21 protein-coding genes are annotated in these 18420 nt (G+C 67.4%); 11 read left to right on the forward strand and 10 right to left on the reverse strand.

Features of this window, described 5'->3' with window-relative positions; genetic code table 11:
• Nucleotides 1–108 precede the first annotated feature (108 nt).
• A complete protein-coding gene (locus DI526_RS12280) occupies nt 109–1068 on the forward strand; it encodes a hypothetical protein (protein WP_304278136.1) in 960 nt (319 codons plus the stop codon).
• 16 nt (nt 1069–1084) lie between these two features.
• Here DI526_RS12280 and DI526_RS12285 read toward each other — a convergent pair whose 3' ends face one another.
• From DI526_RS12285 to rplU, 3 genes are all read right to left on the reverse strand, one after another.
• Complete coding sequence (locus DI526_RS12285; protein ID WP_304278138.1) at nt 1085–1618, reverse strand: GNAT family N-acetyltransferase; 534 nt, start codon at nt 1616–1618, stop codon at nt 1085–1087.
• A 189-nt stretch (nt 1619–1807) separates the two neighbouring features.
• Complete coding sequence (rpmA, locus tag DI526_RS12290; protein WP_010918207.1) at nt 1808–2077, reverse strand: 50S ribosomal protein L27; 270 nt, start codon at nt 2075–2077, stop codon at nt 1808–1810.
• 31 nt (nt 2078–2108) lie between these two features.
• A complete protein-coding gene (rplU, locus tag DI526_RS12295; protein WP_304278148.1) occupies nt 2109–2672 on the reverse strand; it encodes a 50S ribosomal protein L21 in 564 nt (187 codons plus the stop codon).
• A 204-nt stretch (nt 2673–2876) separates the two neighbouring features.
• On the opposite strand from rplU, the gene DI526_RS12300 reads away from it, so the two are divergent.
• On the forward strand, nt 2877–3506 hold the full coding sequence (locus tag DI526_RS12300) for a hypothetical protein (RefSeq protein ID WP_304278150.1): 630 nt from the start codon (nt 2877–2879) through the stop codon (nt 3504–3506).
• A 48-nt stretch (nt 3507–3554) separates the two neighbouring features.
• Nucleotides 3555–4676, forward strand: coding sequence for a GTP-binding protein (locus DI526_RS12305; protein WP_304278153.1), 1122 nt, complete (start codon nt 3555–3557; stop codon nt 4674–4676).
• A 244-nt stretch (nt 4677–4920) separates the two neighbouring features.
• Here DI526_RS12305 and DI526_RS12310 read toward each other — a convergent pair whose 3' ends face one another.
• The gene (locus DI526_RS12310) at nt 4921–5370 is read right to left on the reverse strand and encodes a biopolymer transporter ExbD (protein ID WP_304278155.1); all 450 of its coding nucleotides are present in this window, start codon (nt 5368–5370) and stop codon (nt 4921–4923) included.
• A 239-nt stretch (nt 5371–5609) separates the two neighbouring features.
• Between DI526_RS12310 and DI526_RS12315 the strand changes: the two genes are divergently transcribed.
• Nucleotides 5610–6641: a WD40 repeat domain-containing protein gene (locus tag DI526_RS12315; protein WP_304278159.1), complete on the forward strand. Its 1032-nt coding sequence runs from the start codon at nt 5610–5612 to the stop codon at nt 6639–6641.
• Nucleotides 6642–6785: 144 nt separating this feature from the next.
• Here DI526_RS12315 and DI526_RS12320 read toward each other — a convergent pair whose 3' ends face one another.
• On the reverse strand, nt 6786–7448 hold the full coding sequence (locus DI526_RS12320; protein ID WP_304278162.1) for a nitroreductase: 663 nt from the start codon (nt 7446–7448) through the stop codon (nt 6786–6788).
• A 94-nt stretch (nt 7449–7542) separates the two neighbouring features.
• Between DI526_RS12320 and mtgA the strand changes: the two genes are divergently transcribed.
• Nucleotides 7543–8250, forward strand: a complete 708-nt coding sequence (mtgA, locus tag DI526_RS12325) for a monofunctional biosynthetic peptidoglycan transglycosylase (RefSeq protein ID WP_304278196.1) — start codon at nt 7543–7545, stop codon at nt 8248–8250.
• Here the strand turns inward: mtgA and DI526_RS12330 are convergent.
• The 3 genes from DI526_RS12330 to DI526_RS12340 all read right to left on the reverse strand — a co-directional run bounded on the left by DI526_RS12330 (nt 8247) and on the right by DI526_RS12340 (nt 10455).
• A complete protein-coding gene (locus DI526_RS12330) occupies nt 8247–8879 on the reverse strand; it encodes a glutathione S-transferase family protein (RefSeq protein WP_304278165.1) in 633 nt (210 codons plus the stop codon). The two genes, mtgA and DI526_RS12330, sit on opposite strands and share 4 nt — an antisense overlap.
• On the reverse strand, nt 8876–9616 hold the full coding sequence (locus DI526_RS12335) for a VOC family protein (protein WP_304278167.1): 741 nt from the start codon (nt 9614–9616) through the stop codon (nt 8876–8878). The genes DI526_RS12330 and DI526_RS12335 overlap by 4 nt, the downstream gene beginning before the upstream one ends.
• Nucleotides 9617–9714: 98 nt before the next feature.
• Nucleotides 9715–10455 carry a thioredoxin family protein gene (locus DI526_RS12340; RefSeq protein ID WP_304278169.1) on the reverse strand — a complete coding sequence of 247 codons (741 nt, stop codon included), beginning with the start codon at nt 10453–10455 and terminating at the stop codon, nt 9715–9717.
• A 65-nt stretch (nt 10456–10520) separates the two neighbouring features.
• Between DI526_RS12340 and DI526_RS12345 the strand changes: the two genes are divergently transcribed.
• Nucleotides 10521–10964, forward strand: coding sequence for a MarR family winged helix-turn-helix transcriptional regulator (locus tag DI526_RS12345; protein WP_304278170.1), 444 nt, complete (start codon nt 10521–10523; stop codon nt 10962–10964).
• On the opposite strand, the gene DI526_RS12350 is transcribed toward DI526_RS12345, so the two are convergent.
• Nucleotides 10961–11725, reverse strand: coding sequence for a TOBE domain-containing protein (locus DI526_RS12350; RefSeq protein ID WP_304278172.1), 765 nt, complete (start codon nt 11723–11725; stop codon nt 10961–10963). The two genes, DI526_RS12345 and DI526_RS12350, sit on opposite strands and share 4 nt — an antisense overlap.
• A gap of 70 nt (nt 11726–11795) precedes the next feature.
• Here DI526_RS12350 and modA point away from each other — a divergent pair, with 70 nt between their 5' ends.
• A complete protein-coding gene (gene modA / locus DI526_RS12355; RefSeq protein WP_304278175.1) occupies nt 11796–12554 on the forward strand; it encodes a molybdate ABC transporter substrate-binding protein in 759 nt (252 codons plus the stop codon).
• Between the two features lie 2 nt (nt 12555–12556).
• Nucleotides 12557–13231: a molybdate ABC transporter permease subunit gene (gene modB / locus DI526_RS12360; RefSeq protein ID WP_304278178.1), complete on the forward strand. Its 675-nt coding sequence runs from the start codon at nt 12557–12559 to the stop codon at nt 13229–13231.
• Between the two features lie 179 nt (nt 13232–13410).
• Here modB and DI526_RS12365 read toward each other — a convergent pair whose 3' ends face one another.
• The gene (locus tag DI526_RS12365; protein WP_304278183.1) at nt 13411–14043 is read right to left on the reverse strand and encodes a TetR/AcrR family transcriptional regulator; all 633 of its coding nucleotides are present in this window, start codon (nt 14041–14043) and stop codon (nt 13411–13413) included.
• Nucleotides 14044–14208: 165 nt separating this feature from the next.
• Here DI526_RS12365 and DI526_RS12370 point away from each other — a divergent pair, with 165 nt between their 5' ends.
• The 3 genes from DI526_RS12370 to DI526_RS12380 all read left to right on the forward strand — a co-directional run.
• On the forward strand, nt 14209–14385 hold the full coding sequence (locus DI526_RS12370; RefSeq protein ID WP_304278185.1) for a hypothetical protein: 177 nt from the start codon (nt 14209–14211) through the stop codon (nt 14383–14385).
• Between the two features lie 44 nt (nt 14386–14429).
• Nucleotides 14430–15593 (forward strand): efflux RND transporter periplasmic adaptor subunit, encoded by a 1164-nt coding sequence (locus DI526_RS12375; protein ID WP_304278188.1) that lies wholly within the window; start codon nt 14430–14432, stop codon nt 15591–15593.
• A gap of 102 nt (nt 15594–15695) precedes the next feature.
• The coding region (locus tag DI526_RS12380; RefSeq protein ID WP_304278191.1) for an efflux RND transporter permease subunit at nt 15696–18420 on the forward strand (2725 nt) is incomplete at its 3' end.

Below are 18420 nucleotides of genomic sequence, written 5' to 3' on the forward strand. Positions count from 1 at the left end.
AAAGGGTGATCACCTGTCGGCGTCGTGACGAAATGTTAAAACACGGTATGCGACAAAGTGTCATGGCAGCAAACCGACGTGTGTTCGCGGCGGAACTGGAGGCTGACCTTGGCGACCGAAGTAGAAGGTGACGTTATTCTCGAGAAGGATCTGGTCGAGCTGTCGACCCAGGAGATTCATCGCAAGTATAGCGCCGAGGCCTCAGTTCACCGCAACATCCTGATCAGCCGCGGAACCGGCGTCGCGCCGCAATGGCGCGACTTCAAGGTGTTCCTGGGCGAGGTCGGGCTGCGCCCATCGCCAGAGCACACCCTGGTCCTGCTGAACCGCTACGAGCGGACCTACGGTCCTGGCCGGGCGCGATGGATGACGGCCGAGGAGCAGGCCGCGCACGAGGAAGAATTCGACCGCCTGCGCGCCGAGCAGCAACGCGAGGAGCAGTTGCTGCTGCACAAGGCCGCCGCCACCAAGCGCGCCAGCACGCCGGGCGCGCCGTCGTTTGGCCAATGGACACCGATGGCCGGCAAGCAGGTCGCCTATCCCGACGTCGCCAAGAAACTGGCCATTCCGGTCGCGGCGCTGTCCAAGACCATGCCGCCCGGCGCCAGCGCCGACGAGCTGGTCAAGCGCGCCGACACCGCCAATGACCTGATCAACGAGAACGCCTCGTGGCTGCCGCCGGACCCGGCGCGGAAGGCGGGCTTCTTCGAGGCCTACCGCATCTGGCACCTGCAGGTGCAGCCGCAGTTCAGCAAGGCCGCGACCCCGACCTTCCTGTTTCTCTACATCGCCCTGCCGGTGATGAAGCAGTGCCGGGATGAGCTGGTCGATCTGGACCTGTGGAATCCGCTGGGCCAGCGCGCCCTGAACGCACGCGACAACCATGTGGCCTGGAAGAAGTACACCGAGTTCATGCCGCGGGCCCAGGTGGCGATGATGGAGATCCCCATCTACGCCACCTATTCGCTGCTGACCGACCTGGACGCCCTTTGTGAGCGGATCCTGGTCGCCGAGAAGCGATTCCGCGAAGGCCCGCAGAAGGTGATCCACACCCACCGCGCGGCCTGAGGGCGGCGAGACGCCCCTAGGCCAGCCAGACCATCATGCGCGTCGCGGCCGGCTCGCCGCGCGCGACCGACGGCTTGTGCTCGACCACGCCGGTGTAGAGGAAGCCGGCCTTGACCAGAACGCGCCCCGAGGCCTCGTTATCGGCGAAGTGCCCTGCGGTGACATAGCGCTTGTTCCAGGCGCCGCGCGCCCAATCCAAGGCGCTCTTGGTCGCCTCGGTGGCGTAGCCGCGCCCCCAGTAGGGCCGGCCGATCCAGTAGCCCAGCTCGACCTGGCCCTCCAAAGTCGTGAACAGGCCAACCACGCCGATCAGCCCCTCGTCGGCCAGCTCGATCGCGAAGGTGTTGTCGCGCGAGCGATCCTGGGTTCCGCAGCGGGCGACGAAGTCTTCGGCGTGAGCGCGGGTGTAGGGCGAGGGCATGCGCGTGGTCATGCGCGCCACGTCATGATCGACACAGAAGGCCGCCACGCGCTCGACATCGGCCTTGACCGGAACGCGCAGCGTCAGCCGCTGGGTTTCGATGACGGGTCTTTCTTCGATGACGCACATCGGCGCCTCCCAAAGGTTCCTCCGGTCCTCCTTGAAGTGGGACCGTGACGCCGCCATGGCGAAGCTTGGTTTGGATGGCGGCGAGACAAAACAAAAGCGGGGAGCCCGGCGTTCCGGACTCCCCGCTAGAGATCGTCTGTCCGGATCGTCTTCAACTGAAGCACGATCCGCAGAAACCTTGGTTCGTGCTTACTCGGCCGGTTGAGCGGCCGGGGTAACGGTCACGTAGGTGCGGTTGTGCTTCTTGGTCACGAAGCCCACCGCGCCCTGTACGAGCGCGAAGAGGGTGTGATCCTTGCCAATGCCCACGCCCGAACCCGGGTAGAACTTGGTGCCGCGCTGACGCACGAGGATGTTGCCGGCGAGAACCTTCTCGCCGCCGAACTTCTTCACGCCAAGGCGCTTCGACTCTGAGTCGCGACCGTTGCTGGACGAGCCGCCTGATTTCTTGTGAGCCATCTTGCTCTCCTACCTTTAGAAGGCGTCGCCCTTAGGCTTCGCCTTCCTCCGTGGTGGCGGCGGCCTTCTTAGGGGCGGCCTTCTTCTTCGGGGCGGCTTCGGCGGCCGGCTCGGCGGCGGCGTCGGCAGCCTTCGGAGCCTTGGCCTTCTTCGGAGCCGGAGCGGCTTCGACGGCGGCCGGGACCGAGAACGGCACGGCGGCGTCGCCGAGGCCGCGAGCGCGGGCGTCCAGGATCACCTTCGGGGTCAGGTCGATCGACCCTTCCCACTTGGCTTCCTTGCCGGCGCCGGCGACGGACGTGACGCGCACGACCGATTCCAGCTGGCGGTGACCGCGGGTGCGGCGGTAGCCCTGACGGCGGATCTTCTTGAAGATCTTCACCTTCTCACCCTTGCGGGTTTCGATCAGGGCGCCCGTGACGACAGCGCCGTCGACGAGCGGAGCGCCGACCGTCACGGCCTCGCCTTCGCCAAGCATCAGGACTTCGTTGAAGGCCACGGCCGCGCCGGGTTCACCTTCAAGCTTTTCGACCACCAGCAGGTCGCCGGCTTGAACCCGGTACTGCTTGCCGCCGGTTTTGATCACCGCGTACATAGGTTTAGCGCCTTAAAAACGTGCGTTCGCAAAATAGGGAACGCCCGCTCGGAAACCCGGCGGGCGAAGAGGGCGCGACTTATACAGCCGCGAGCCTGAGAGTCAACGGCGTCGCCATGGGAATCCGGAAGGGTTTCCCCCTAAATGCGAGAAGTTCGCGATGATCCCTGGCGTGTTACTTTATAACACGCTATATCGTTGGCCGTGAACCCGACGCTTCTCGCTCCCATCGCCGCCACCGGCTTCGCCGTCGCCTTCCTGCACGCGGCGCTGCCGACTCACTGGCTGCCGTTCGTGCTGGTCGGCCGCGGCCAGCACTGGTCGGCGGGCAAGACGCTGAGCGTCACCGCCCTGGCGGGCCTTGGCCACGTGGCCTTCACCATCGTGCTTGGCGTGGTGCTGGTGGGCGCGGGCCTCGCCGTTCAGCCCCACATGGGGGCGGTGTTCGGCTGGGTGGTCGGGGCGCTGATGGGCGCGCTCGGACTCTTCTATCTATGGCGCGGTCGGCATGACCATGCCCGTGACGACGTCACTACCCGCCGCTACGCCTCGGATCGGGCCGCTATCGTCGCCCTGGTGGTGCTGCTGACCCTGTCGCCTTGCGAGGCGTTCCTGCCGATCTACCTGGCGGGCGTGAAGCATGGCTGGACCGGCTTCCTGACCTTGAGCGCCGTCCTGATGGCCGCCACCGCCACCGGCATGCTGCTGTTCACGACGCTGAGCCTGGCTGGCGTCAAGCGGTTGGGGTTGGAGCGCATCGCCCGCTACGAGTCGACGATCCTGGGTCTGGCCCTGATCGCCATGGGCCTGGGCGTGGCGTTCCTCGAACTGTAAGGGCGCACCGGCTTTTGTTTGCCGGAGCGAGCGCCTAAATAGCGCTCCATGACCCAAGCTTCCTCCGCCGCTTCCGGCAAGATCCCCGTCACCGTGCTGACCGGCTATCTCGGCGCCGGCAAGACCACCCTGCTCAACCGCATCCTCACCGAGGAGCACGGCAAGCGCTACGCCGTGATCGTCAATGAGTTCGGCGAGGTCGGCATCGACAACGACCTGGTGGTCGGCGCCGACGAGGAAGTGTTCGAGATGAACAACGGCTGCGTCTGCTGCACGGTGCGCGGCGACCTGATCCGGGTTCTTCAGGGCCTGATGAAAAGGAAGGGCGGATTCGACGCCATCATCGTCGAGACCACGGGCCTGGCCGATCCCGGCCCGGTGGCCCAGACCTTCTTCGTCGACGAGGACGTCAAGGCGCGCACGGCGCTGGACTCGGTCACCGCCGTCGTCGACGCCAAGCACATCATGCTGCGCCTGGGCGACAGCAAGGAGGCGGTCGAGCAGATCGCCTTCGCCGACCAGATCGTGCTGAACAAGACCGACCTGGTCTCCGAGGACGACCTGCGCCACGTCGAGGCCCGCATCCGCCGGATCAACCCGCTGGCGCCGATCCATCGCGCCCAGCGCTCGAACGTTCCGCTGGAAGCGATCCTGGGCAAGCACAGCTTCGACCTGGACCGGATCACCGAGCTGGAGCCGGACTTCCTCAATCCCGCCCACGGCGAGCCGGGCCATGTGCACGACGAGCACTGCGGCCACGACCATCATCACCACGATCATGACCACGTGCATGACGAGCACTGCGGTCACGATCACCACCACCATCATCACCACGACACCCACCATCACGGGGCTAAGAGCGACGTGCACGACGACGGCGTGAAGGGGATCTCCCTGACGCTCGACAAGCCCGTCGACGGCCAGAAGATCACCGCCTGGCTCAACGACCTGCTGGCCAAGCGCGGCCCGGACATCCTGCGCGCCAAGGGCATCATCGACGTGAAGGGCGAGAACAAGCGTCTCGTCTTCCAGGCCGTGCACATGATCCTGGAAGGCGACTTCCAGCGCGAATGGACCGACAAGGACAAGCGCTACAGCCGCATGGTCTTCATCGGCCGCGACCTGGATGAGGCCGAGCTGCGCGCGGGCTTCGAGGCGACGGCGGCTTGAGGAACGCCCCTCTCCCCCTTCCGGGAGAGGGTGGCCCGCTAGGGCCGGGTGAGCGGTTGAAGATGAGATCCGCCGCGGCAGGCCTGACCGCTGTCGCGGCGGCTTTCGTTTGCGCGACCCCTCATCCGTCGCCTTTGGCGGCACCTTCTCCCACAAGGGGAGAAGGGCCGCTGCGGACAAACAAAAAGCCCCGGAGCCTGAGCTCCGGGGCTTTCGTGTTCTTGGCTGTCGCCGAGGACGATCCTTAGTGGATGTCTTCGTTGATCAGGCCGACCTTGTACCAGCCCGAGGTCTGCAGCTGGTTCAGCACGCCCATGAAGTCGGCGTACATGACGTCGGCGTCGGCGCGGATCATGACGCGTTGGTCGTCCTTCGGACCCGACTGGCCGTTGGCGGCGAACTTCGAGGTCAGGTCCGCTTCCAGGCCGTCCAGGCTGGTCTGACGGTCGGCGATGAAGATCGCGCCCGACTTCTGGATCGAGATGAAGACCGGTTCCTTCGGCTTCGGCGCGTTCGGCGGCGGCGGCGAGGCCGGCGGCAGGTCGATCTTGATGGAGGTCACGGCCATCGGCACGGCGACCATGAAGATGATCAGCAGCACCAGAAGGATGTCCACGAAGGGCGTGACGTTGATTTCGGAATTTTGGCCCAGCGAATAACGGCCACCGCCGCCGCCAGCAAGTTTAGCCGCCATGCCTGACTGTCTCCCAGAAGGCCACGCGCCCCGCGCGCGCCTGAAAATGTCATTACCGCGCCACGTCTGGCGCAGACGGGCGCGGAAGTAAAGCCCGAGGACGCGGCGCAATAGCAAGCCCCTTTTTCAGACTTTTTGCCGAACGCCGTTCGAACGGGCGCCTGGGGCCAAACGCGCCTCGAAAGGCATCGCCTTGAAAGAGTCTGGCCGTGAAGGCCTCGGCGCCTTATCTCGCGCGCATGATCTTTTCCTTCGACGCCTTCGTCACCGACGTCCTTTTCGACCGGTCCGGCCGCGCCGCCTTCGCCTTGGGCGACGGGACCGTGCGCCTGCAGACCGAGGATGGCTTCGTCACCGTGGAAGCCCATGGCGGCCCGCTTGGCGGCGCCGTCCTGGCTGCGGCCGCCCATCCCAGCGGCGCCGGAATCGTCACCGGAGGCGACGACGGCCGCGTGGTCTGGACGCGAATCGAGAACGGCGAGGTCGTCGCCACGGTCCTGGCCGAGGTGAAGAACAGGTGGATCGAGCACGTGGCGACCAGCGCCGCCTCGGGCCTGATCGCCTTCACCGCCGGCAAGGAGGTCCATGTCCGCGACGCCGCCGACCCGTCCTTCGCCCGGACCTTCACGCACGAGAAGACGGTGTCGGGCCTGGCCTTCGAGCCCAAGGGCCGCCGCCTGGCCTCGGCCACCTACGGCGGCGCCTATCTCTGGTACGCGCGGATCGCCGACCAGAAGCCGCAGCTCCTGAAGTGGGCCGGCAGCCACATCGCCGTGGCCTTCAGCCCCGACGGCAAGTTCCTGATCTCGTCGATGCAGGAGAACCAGCTGCACGGCTGGCGCCTGTCGGACGGCAAGGACATGCGGATGGGCGGCTATCCCGCCAAGATCAAGAGCCTGGCCTTCTTCGACAAGGGCAACCTGCTGGTCACGGCCGGCGCCAACGGCGCGGTCATCTGGCCGTTCGCCGGGGCCAGCGGCCCGATGGGCAAGGAAGCGGCCGAGATCGGCTTCTCCCGCGATTCGATGGTCGTGCGGGTCGCGGGCATCGACACCCACCCCGTCTGCCTGGCCGGCCAGGACAACGGCAAGATCTGGGCCGCCCACATGCGCAACGGCCGCATCGAGACCCTGAAGGCCGAGAAGGGCGCTCCGATCAGCGCCCTGGCCGTCAGCGCCGACGGCAAGCGCTTGGCCTGGGGCGACGAAAGCGGCGAGGCCGGGGTCATGGAGATCCCCGACATCAGCGGCCCGCGCCAGTTCGCGGGGTAACGTCCATCCGACCTTCCCGGCGAACGCCGGGACCCAGATGGAAAAGCGTTGACGCGGTCGCCATGAGCGCGGCGTTCTTCCAATCAGCCCAAGTGCTTTGGGATCTGGGCCCCGGTATTCGCCGGGGAAATCGGAGGTAAGACGTTAGAACCCTTTCAACTCGCCCCACTCCTCGAACGGGGCGCGGCGGGAGCGGAAGTTGCTCACCGGGGCGTCGGCGTCGCGGTAGCCCAGGGCCATGCCGGAGAACAGCATGTGACCCTCGGGCAGGCCGACATGCGCGTCGACCAGCTTGTTGTAGTGCGACCAGAACTCTTGCGGGCAGGTGTCGAGGCCGCGCTCGACCGCCAGCAGCATGAAGGTCTGCATGAACATGCCGACGTCGCTCCACTGCGGCGGGCCGCAGCGGCGGTCGATCGAGAAGAACAGCTGCACCGGCGCGCCGAAGCCCTGGCCGTTGGACGCGAACCACTGAAGACGCTTTAGCTTGTCCTCGCGCGGAATGCCCAGCGCGCCGTACATGTCCTCGCCGACCTGGAAGCGGCGGCTGCGCAGCGGCTCCCACAGGTTGGCGGGATAGACGTCGTATTCGGTGGGGTCGGGCGAGGCGACACGGGCCAGCATCGCGTCGGTCAGGGCCTTCAGCGGCGCGCCGGAGACGACCTGCACCCGCCAGGGCTGGAGGTTGCCGCCGGAGGGCGCGCGCGCGGAGAGTTCCAGCAGCTCGCGCACCAGGGCGGCGTCGACGGGATCCGGCTTGAAGGCGCGCACCGACATGCGGCGGTTGACGGCGTCGATCACGTCCATCGAAGGCTCCCTTGAATCTTCTCGCCATTGTGCGTGCGACAGCGGCTTTTGCTCTGGCTAGCATCCCGCCGCAGGGTAAAGACAAGTCCGTTCGATTTGGTCTTCTCGATCCTGGGGGCGTTCCTTGCGGCGGCTGTTGCGCAACATCGCTTTGGCTCTGTTCATCATCCTGGTCGCCGGACCGATCGTGGCGGTGCTGCTGTTCCGCTTCATCCCGCCGCCGGTGACGCCGCTGATGGTGATCCGGGCGGTCGAGGGGAAGGGGCTGGACCATCGCTGGCGGCCGATCGACGAGGTCGCGCCCGCCCTGCCGCGCGCCCTGATCGCCGCCGAGGACGCTCGGTTCTGCGAGCACCACGGCTTCGACTTCAACGCCCTGCAGAAGGCCTACGCCAACAACGAGGCGGGCAAGAAGATTCGCGGCGGCTCGACGATCAGCCAGCAGACGGCCAAGAACATCTTCCTCTGGCCGGGCCGCTCCTATGTCCGCAAGGGGCTGGAGGCCTGGTTCACCGTGCTGATCGAGGTCGGCTGGGGCAAGAAGCGGATCATGGAGGTCTATCTGAACTCCATCGAATTCGGCCCCGGCATCTATGGCGCCGAGTCGGCCTCGCGCCGCTATTTCGGCGTCGGCGCCGACAAGCTGACCCAGGCCCAGGCCTCGCGCCTGGCGGCGATCCTGCCAAGCCCCCTGAAGTGGCGGGTGATCAAGCCGGGCAAGTATGTCGCCAAGCGCACCCAGAAGATCGGCAAGGCCTCGGGCGCGGTGCGCCGCGACGGCCTCGACGACTGCATCGGCTAGCTGTTCCACCATCCGCGCGTGGCGGGACAGGCGTCGAGCGCGCGCCGATAGCCGTCGCGCTGGCGTAGCCGCTTCACATAGTCCGTCTCGACCTCGCCCAGCGCAAAGTCGATGTTCCTGCGGGCCATCTCCAGGGCGTAGCCGACCGAGATGTCCGCCGCGGTGAAGTCTTCGCCGGCCATGTACGGCGCCTGCGCCAGTCGGCGCGTCACCAGGCCCAGGCGGCTGGTGAACACATGCATCGCCTGGCGGACGGTCCAGTTGTCGCGGTCGGACTCGGGGGCGAAGTGCTTGGCGCCGGTGAGAAAGAACACCGAGGCCGCCAGTCCCGCCTCGCCCAGGTGCAGGAACTGCTGGTAGGCGGGGAAGGCCGGATCTTGGGGAGCGGGCGCCAGCGCGGACGGTCCGTAGCGGCCCAGCAGGTACTCCATGATCGCGATCGACTCGACCATGACGACCTCGCCGTCCCGGATCGCCGGGATGAAGCCGGCGGGATTGATCGCCAGGAACTCTGGATCATTCTCGACCCCGGCCAGCATGTCGACGTCGCGCAGGCGATAGGCCAGGCCCATCTCCTCCAGCAACCAGACAACGCGGAAGCCTCGGCCTTCTCCGAAGACGGTGATCATCCGCGCATGCCAAGGAGCGCGAACAGCCCGCCTTGCGGGTCGACGGCGTTGACCACGAAGGCGCCGCCCGGAACCTCCATCGGACCGAGCTGGATTTGGCCGCCGCCCGTCTTCACCCGTTCGATCGCCGCGTCCAAATTCTCCACGCAGAAGTAGTAGAGCCAGGAGTGGCCGGGGCCTTGGCTATCGCACATGCCGCCGATCGCCGCGGCCTGGGGGCCGAAGGTCTGGTACACGCCCATCTCGCCCATGGGCACGGCGTCGTGCTTCACCCAACCGAAGAGCGGCGCGTAGAAGTCGAAGGCCTTCTCCCAGCCCGCCGCGTTCAGTTCGGACCAGCCCAGAGAGCCGGGCGACATCTGCTGCGGACGCGGCGGCGGCGCATCGAGCGATCCCCGGAACAGGATGAACATCGCCCCTTGCGGATCGGCGACGACCGCGAAGCGGCCGACGTCCGGAATATCTTGCGGCGCCTTGTGGATCGCGCCGCCGGCGGCCTCGACCTTCGCGGCGAAGGCGTCGACGTCATCGACGCCGAGATAGCCCAGCCATCCGGCCGGGACGTCCTTCATCTCCAGCATGCCGCCCACGGGGACGTCGCCAGCCTTGAAGATCGTGTACGGGCCGTTCGGGCCCGAGGAGGCCTCGGCGGTCCAGCCGACGACGGCCTTGTAGAAGGCCTCGGCCGCCGCGGCATCTGGGGTGACCAGTTCGAACCAGACGAAATCGCTTGCCATGAGGGTCTTCCTGCGAAGGGGGGAGGGCGGTGACGGGCGAGCCGGGGGCATGGCCTCGACCAAGGTGTTCCAGGCGCGGATCATCAGCTGGGCGGGTGTCAGGCGGCCGCGCCGCCGCAGCAGGCGGGCTTGGGCGCAGCGTCCTCGTACTCGTCGTGGCGGCGGACGAAGTGCATCGTGGCGTCCTCGTTGCGGCCCAGCGGCGCGCGATCGAGGATCATCAGCGTGCCCAGCATCTCCTCGGGCCCACGGGCATAGCTGGAATAGGTGTGGAACACCTGGCCGTCGGCGTCGCGATAGAAGGCCGACAGGCCCGGCAGCTCGTCATGGCCCTGGGCGGCCGGCAGGTTGGTGAAGTTGTAGTCGATCGTCTCGCCGGCCAACGCCTCGGGGGTGAACGAGACATGGAAGTCGCGGTTGAAGTCGCTGTCGTGGGCGGAGACCCACGGAAACGTCCAGCCCATGCGCCGCTTGTAGGCCTGGATCTTCGGCAGCGGCGCGCGGGACACCGCGACCAGGGTGACGTCGTGGTGGTTCAGGTGCGGCAGCGTCCCGTCGAAATGGTCGGCCATGAACGAGCAGCCTTCGCAGCCCGCCTCCCAGTCCGGCCCGAACATGAAGTGATAGACCATCAGCTGGCTGCGGCCATCGAAGAGGTCGCCCAGCGTCTTGCGGCCGCTGTCGGTGTCGAAGGCGTAGGGCTTGTCCAGCTTCACCCAGGGCAGGGCCAGGCGCTCGGCGTTCAGGGTGTCGCGAGCGCGGGTGTGGGCCTTTTCCTTCAGCAGGAGGGCGCGGCGCGCTTCGAGCCATTCCTCGCGGGAGACCACCGCGTGCGACATCACGTCCTCCGTAAGCTGAGCTGTTTTTCCTTGACTAATAACGTTGATATCAACATAAATGGACCATGTCAAAGCCGGTCGTGATTCCCTTCGAAACGACGATCCACGTCCGCGACACCTGCCTGTGCCTTCACGTCCAGCGGGCCGCGCGGGCCCTGGCGCGGCGCTTCGACGAGGCCCTGCGGCCGCTGGGCCTGACCAACGGCCAATTCTCCCTGCTGATGTCGCTGAACCGGCCAGAACCGGCGGGCATGGGCGGCGTCGCCAACCTGTTGGCCATGGATCGCACGACCCTGACGGCGGCGCTGAAGCCGCTGGAGCGGCGGGGGCTGCTGACGGTCGCGCCCGATCCGAAGGACGGCCGCGCGCGCGTGCTCAGCCTCACCGATGACGGACGGGCCCTGTTGGCCCAAGCCGTGCCGATCTGGACGCGCGAACACGGCAAGCTGGACGAGGACCTCGCCGGCGGGGCGGACAATCTTCGCGCCGGCCTGAGGGCGATCGCCTAGTCGACGGCCAGGATCACGTCGGACGCTGCGATCCGGGCCTCGACCCGCGCGCCCACCGGCAAGGACCAGGCGGGATCGTCGGGCCTCAGGGTCGCCACGAGGCTCTTTCCCGCCGACAGGGCGACCGTGACCTCGGCCGAGGTCTCGCCGGCTTCGCGATCGACGATTTCGCCCGGCAACCGGTTGTCGCCGTCTCCCACGTTCAGGCGAACGAAGCTGGACTTGATCAAGGCGACGGCGGGACGCCCGGGCGCGAGGGCCAGGTCCTCGACGCTGCGCTGGGTGATCGAGGCGCGCAGAGCGAGGCCCTCGCCCAGCCACAGCGTGACCCGCGCCGTGACGCCATCGCTTTCGATCGCCTCGATAACGCCTCGCAGCGCATTGCGGGCGCTGGTGCGCAGGCCCAGGCTCCAGAGCAGATCCGCGTCGCGCGAGAGGTCCGCCTCCAGCCTTGCGAAGGCCGCGCCGACCTCGCGCTCGGCGGCCCGGAAGGCCCGGATCACCGCCTGGCCCCGCGCGGTGACCTGCGCCGCCCCGCCGCTGCGGCCGCCCGGCGCGGCGCTGACCAGGGGCGCGTCGAACAGGTTGTTCAGCGCCTGCACCCCGTCCCAGGCGCCCTTGTAGGAGAGGCCTGCTTCCTTGGCCGCCGCGCTGATCGAGCCCAGCCGGGCGATGGCCTCCAAAAGCGCGATGCGTTCTAGCCCCACGCGCGCCAGGCCGCCACGCTTGAGGATCAGGGAGGCGCTGAAGTCATCCGTCACTGGTCGGCCCGCGTTTCTACCGTTATGTAGTCGAGCTGCATAACCGCAGCGCCAAGACCAGGAGTACCAGATGATCGCCCGTCGTCCGATGCTGATCGCCGCCGTCGCCGGAGTCCTGTCGCTGGCCCTGGGCGGCGCGGCCTTGGCGGGCGAGACCAAGGTCGCGGTCGCCGCCAATTTCACCGAAGCCGCGCGCGAGATCGCCGCCCGATTCAAGGCCAGGACCGGCCATGACGCGACCCTGAGCTTCGGGTCCTCGGGCCAGTTCTACACCCAGATCGCCAATGGCGCGCCGTACGAGGTGTTCCTGTCGGCCGACGTCGAGCGCCCGCAAAAGGCAGAGGCCGAGGGGCTGTCGGTCCCCGGCTCGCGCTTCACCTACGCCACCGGCCGGCTGGTGCTGTTCAGCAAGACGCCGGGCCTGGTGGACGCCAAGGGTGCGGTGCTGGCCAAGGGCGGGTTTGAGAAGCTGGCGATCGCCGATCCCAAGGCCGCGCCCTACGGCCAGGCGGCGGTCGAGACCCTGACCAAGCTCAAGCTCTACGACGCCCTCAAGCCGAAGATCGTGCAGGGCGCCTCGATCACCCAGGCCTTCCAGTACGTCCAGACGGGCGCGGCCGAGCTGGGCTTCGTGGCGCTGTCGCAGGTGATCGACGAGAAGGTCGGCTCGCGATGGGTCGTTCCCGCCTCGGATCACTCGCCGATCGAACAGCAGGCGGTGTTGCTGAAGACCGGCCAGAACAACCCGGCGGCCAAGGCCCTCGTCGCCTTTCTGAAGAGCGGCGAGGCGAAGGCGATCATCCGACGCTACGGCTACGAGGTCCGCTGAGGATGGGCGAGGTCCTGTGGCTGACGGCGAAGCTGGCGGGGATCACGACCCTGCTGCTGCTGTTCCTGGCCACGCCGCTGGCGTGGTGGCTGGCGCGGGGACGCTCGAGGTGGCGCGCGCCGGTGACCGCCCTGGTCGCCCTGCCGATCGTGCTGCCGCCGACGGTGCTGGGCTTTTACCTGCTGATCGCGCTCGGGCCCAAGAGCCCGCTGATAGCGCTGCTGGCGCCGTTCGGCGTGCGGACCCTGGCCTTCACCTTCGAGGGTCTGGTGATCGGTTCGCTGATCTATTCGCTGCCGTTCGCGGTGCAGCCGCTGCGCAACGCCTTCCTGGCCGTCGGCGACGAGCCGCTGGAGGCGGCCGCGACCCTGGGCGCTTCGGCCTGGCAACGCTTCTGGCGCGTGGCCCTGCCGCTGGCGGTTCCCGGCTATGTCGCCGCCGCGATCCTGACCTTCGCCCACACGGTCGGCGAGTTCGGGGTGGTCATGATGCTCGGCGGCAATATCCCCGGCGAAACCACCGTGCTCTCGACCGAGATCTACCGTTTGGTCGAGGGTTTGGAGTGGGGACAGGCGCACCGCCTGTCGCTGCTACTGCTGGCCTTCGCGTTCACGGTGCTGCTGGCGCTGTTGAGCTTGGAGAGCCGATCCAAAATCCTGCTGCGTCGCGATGCATGAGCAGCTTCGGTCGCGACTGACAGCTTAGAACCAAAACACCGTGTCATCCCGGAAGCCTCCTAGAGGCTATCCGGGACCCAGGGGGCGAAAGAACGCCGAGCCCGTGGCCCCTGGGGCCCGGCTCTTCGCGCTACGCGCTGCGGCCGGGATGACACGCCTTTGGAGGTGTGAGTCTCCGATCAGCACCCGTCCAGGTGATAGCGGATCAGCGCCCGGGCCGAACGGGCCACGGCGCGGACCGGGCCGTCGGCGCCGAGGGTGACGCGGGCGGTGTAGGAGCCTTCCATCAGCAGCATCAGGGCGTCGGCGAGGTCGTCGTCCTTGGCCCCGGCGCCGCGGCACAGCTCGGTCAGCCGCCGGTGCAGCTCCTTCTTGTAGTTGACCGACACCACCTGCGCGGGGTGGCCTTCCTCGTGCAGCTCGATGGCGGCGTTCGAGAGCGGGCAGCCGTGGACGTCCTTGTTGCAGGCCTTGGTCTCGAAGGCGTCGAAGATCGCCTCCAGCTGGGCGCGCGGCTCGCCGCAGCAGCAGGCGGTGACGCCTTCCCACCAGGCCCAGTATTCACGCTCCTGCTCGCGCAGCACCTCGGCCACCAGCTCGTCCTTGGACGGGAAGTTCCGATAGAGGGTCATCTTGGTGGCGTCGGCCTCGGCGGCGATGGTCTCGACGCCGACGGCGCGGATGCCGTGCTGATAGAAGAGCTCGCGGGCGGTCTCGAAGATCCGGTCGCGCGCCGGACGCTTGGACGCAGGCGCGCAAACGGCCGCTTCCTTATCGCCCACAACCCCGTCCCCAGAATTTCTTGGCGCCATTTTGGCGGACCTCTCCTTGACGTGCGAGTTACCGGTCAGTATCTCTCGCCAAGAGCGATGATACCGAACGGTCTCGTCACATCCTAAATCGTCATTCCGGTCGCCCGGGTCAAGTAACCGTCCCTGCGACATTTGATCCCTTAAACCCCTAAGGAGCGCGCGCCAATGCCCCCGCAAACAAACGTTTACGCCGCCGCGCCCCAAGTGGCCCCGTCGGCGGCTAAGTCCAAGGGTTTCCTCGGTTTCTTCAGGGCCAAGGTCGAAGACGGCCACGACTGGACCACCGTCCGCACCTTCGGCTCGTCCAAGCGCCGGACGGCGCGTCTCCCCGTCCTCGAATAGCCCTCGCGTTTCTCCGTCTCCTCCCCCGACAGGTTCCTCCCCCCATGCGTCTCCAACCCGTCATCACGTCCTTCGCCGGCCTCGCGGCCGTGGCCGTGCTGGCCGCCTGCTCGGCCCAGGCCAAGCAGGACGCCGCCGCCGCGCCGCCGCCCGCCCAGGTCACCGTCACCGATGTCGCCTTCAAGTCCCTGCGCCAGTGGGACGACTTCACGGGCCGCCTCGAGCCGATCGACACCGTCGAGATCCGTCCGCGCGTCTCGGGCTATATCGATGGCGCCCAGTTCGCCGAGGGCGCCCGCGTCCACAAGGGCCAGGTGCTGTTCCAGATCGACCCGCGCCCGTACAAGGCCGAGGCCGATCGCGCCGCCGCCGAGGTGGCCCGCGCCAAGGCCCAGCTGGATCTGGCGGTGGTCAATCGCGAGCGCGGCCGTCGCCTGATCGAGCAGAACGCCCTGGCCCAGAGCGAATTCGATCGCCTGGCCTCGGAGGAGCGCGCGGCCCAGGCCAATCTCGCCGCCGCCCAGGCCGCCCTGCAGACCGCTCGCCTGAACCTGGAATGGACGCGGGTGACCTCGCCGATCGAAGGCCGGGTCTCCAAGGCCATCATCACCCGCGGCAACCTGGTCACCCAGTCGTCGCTGCTGACGACCGTGGTGTCCGACACCCCGATCTACGCCGAGTTCAACGCCGACGAGCAGACCTTCCTGAAGTACGCCGCCGCCGAGCGCGGCAAGGGCGGGCCGGTCTATATGGGCCTGATGACCGAGGACGGCTATCCGCACGTCGGCAAGCTGGCCTTCATCGACAACGCCCTGGACGCCAAGAGCGGCACGATCAACGGCCGGGCGATCTTCGCCAACGCCGACGGCCGCTTCACGCCGGGCCTGTTCGCCCGCATCCGCCTGGTCAGCGCCGAGAGCCAGACGGTGGCCCTGGCGCCCGATCGCGCCGTGGCGACCGACCTCGGCAAGCGCTTCGTCGTGGTGGTCAACAAGGCGAACAAGGCCGAGTACCGACCCGTCGAGATCGGCCCCCTGGCCGGCAACCTGCGCATCATCCGCTCGGGCCTGAAGCCCGGCGACCGGGTGATCGTCGGCGGCCTGCAGAAGGTCAAGCCCGGCGACACGGTCGCGCCGGTCCCGGTCAAGACCGAGAAGGTCGACCTGGATCAGCTGGCCCAGGTCGAGAGCCCGATCCGCCAGAACTAAGAAAGCCTTCTTCCCCTAGCGCCCTTCAAGCCCGCCTCTCCCCTCATCTGGGGAGGGGTGTGGCCGCACACGTCTCCTCCCCGGAGCTCCAGGACGACCCGCATGTCCTTTTCCAAGTTCTTCGTGAACAGGCCCCGCTTCGCGGCGGTGCTGTCCATCATCATCTTCATCGCCGGCCTGGTGTCCCTGCCCCAGCTGCCGATCAGCGAGTATCCGGAAGTGGTGCCGCCGACCGTGGTCGTGCGCGCGGCCTATCCTGGCGCCAACCCGTCCGTCATCGGCCAGACCGTCGCCGCGCCGCTGGAGCAGGCGATCAACGGCGTCGAGGGGATGATCTACCAGTCGTCCCAGTCGGCCGCCGACGGGGCCATGGTGCTGACCGTCACCTTCGCGCTCGGCACCGACCTCGACAAGGCCCAGGTCCAGGTCCAGAACCGCGTCGCCCAGGCGCTGCCCAAGCTGCCCCAGGAGGTGCAGCGGATCGGGGTGACGACCGACAAGGCCTCGCCCGACCTGACCCTGGTCGTGCACATGATCTCGCCGAACAACCGCTATGACATGCTGTATCTCAGCAACTATGCGCAGCTGAACGTGCGCGATCGGCTGAAGCGCATCGACGGCGTCGGCGACGTGCAGATCTTCGGCGCGGGCGCGTACTCGATGCGCGTCTGGCTGGATCCCGAGAAGCTGGCCGCCCTGTCGATGACCGCCGGCGACGTCGTGCGGGCCCTGCGCGAGCAGAACGTCCAGGTGGCCGCCGGTCAGCTGGGCGCGCCGCCCAACGCCGGCTCGGGCGCCGACTTCCAGCTATCGATCAACGCGCCCGGCCGCCTGACCGACGAGGAGCAGTTCCGGAACGTCATCATCCGCTCGGGCGAGGACGGCCAGATCACCCGCCTGGGCGACGTCGCCCGCGTGGAGCTGGGCGCCAACAACTACGCCCTGCGCAGCCTGCTCGACAACAAGTCGGCCGTCGCCATGCCGATCTTCCAGCGTCCGGGTTCGAACGCCCTGGAGATGGCCGCCAACGTCAAGAAGACCATGAAGGAGCTCAAGAAGGAGTTCCCTGAAGGCGTCGACTACGAAATCATCTACGACACCACGGCCTTCGTGCAGGAGAGCATCGACTCGGTGGTCCACACCCTGATCGAGGCGATCATCCTGGTCGTCATCGTGGTGGTGATCTTCCTGCAGGGCTGGCGCGCCTCGGTGATCCCGCTGATCGCCGTGCCCGTGTCCCTGATCGGCACCTTCGCCGTCATGCTGATGCTGGGCTTTGGCCTCAACGCCCTGACCCTGTTCGGCCTGGTTCTCGCCATCGGCATCGTCGTCGACGACGCCATCGTGGTGGTCGAGAACGTCGAGCGGAACATCAGTCTGGGTCTCGCCCCCGCCGAAGCCACGCGCAAGGCGATGGGCGAGGTCACGGGACCGATCATCTCCACGGCCCTGGTGCTGTGCGCGGTGTTCATCCCGACCGCCTTCATCAGCGGCCTGTCGGGCCAATTCTACCGCCAGTTCGCCCTGACCATCGCCATTTCGACGGTGATCTCGGCGATCAACTCCCTGACCCTGTCGCCGGCCCTGGCCGCGGTGCTCCTGAAGTCGCACGACGCGCCCAAGGACCGCTTCCAGAAGCTGATCGACGCGGCCCTGGGCTGGCTGTTCAACCCGTTCAATCGCTTCTTCGCCAAGGCCTCGAACGGCTATGTCGGCGGCGTCGCCAAGACCCTGGGCCGTTCGACCGCGGGTCTGGTGGTCTACGGCGTGCTGCTGGCCCTGACGGTCTTCGCGTTCGCCAAGACCCCGACCGGCTTCGTGCCGCAGCAGGACAAGGCCTATGTGGTCGCGGTCGTGCAGCTGCCCGACGCCGCCTCGCTGGACCGCACCGAGGCGGTGATCCGCCAGATGGGCGAGATCGCCAACACCGTGCCTGGCGTGAAGCACTCGGTGGCCTTCCCGGGTCTCTCGGTGAACGGCCTGATCAACAGCCCGAACTCCGGCGCGGTGTTCTATCCGCTCGACGACTTCAAGGACCGTCGTGACCGCGACAAGCAGGCCGGCGCCATCGTGGCGGCTCTGAACCAGAAGTTCGGCGCGATTCCCGACGCCCAGATCGCCGTCTTCCCGCCTCCGTCCGTCCAGGGCCTGGGCACCATCGGCGGCTTCCGCATGCAGATCGTCGACAAGGCGGGCCTGGGTCCGGAAGAGCTGAACAAGGCCACCCAGAACCTGATCGACAAGGCGCGCAAGGACCCGGCCCTGGCGGGGATCTTCTCCAGCTACCAGGTCAGCGTCCCGAAGATCCAGGCCGACATCGATCGCGAGAAGGCCCGGGCCCAGGGCGTGTCCCTGACCGACCTCTTCGAGACCATGCAGGTCTATCTGGGCTCGCTGTACGTCAACGACTTCAACCGCTTCGGGCGGACCTACGAGGTCAATGTGCAGGCCGACCAGCGCTTCCGCCTGCAGCCCGAGCAGATGCTGCGTCTGCAGACCCGCAACGGCGACGGCCAGATGATCCCGCTGGGCGCCTTCGTCAGCTTCCACGAGACCACCGGTCCGGACCGCGAGAGCCACTACAACGGCATGCTGACCGCCGAGATCAACGGTGGCCCCGCGCCCGGCTTCTCGACCGGCCAGGCCCAGAAGGCCCTGGAAGACCTCGCCAAGAAGGAGCTGCCCAACGGCATGGGCTACGAGTGGACCGAGCTGACCTACCAGCAGATCCTGGCGGGCAACACGGCGGTCTTCATCTTCCCGCTCTGCGTGCTGCTGGCCTTCCTGGTGCTGGTCGCCCAGTACGAAAGCTGGAGCCTGCCGCTGG

The sequence above is a fragment of the Caulobacter segnis genome (assembly GCF_003243465.1).
In the GTDB taxonomy this organism is placed as follows: Bacteria; Pseudomonadota; Alphaproteobacteria; order Caulobacterales; family Caulobacteraceae; genus Caulobacter; species Caulobacter segnis_A.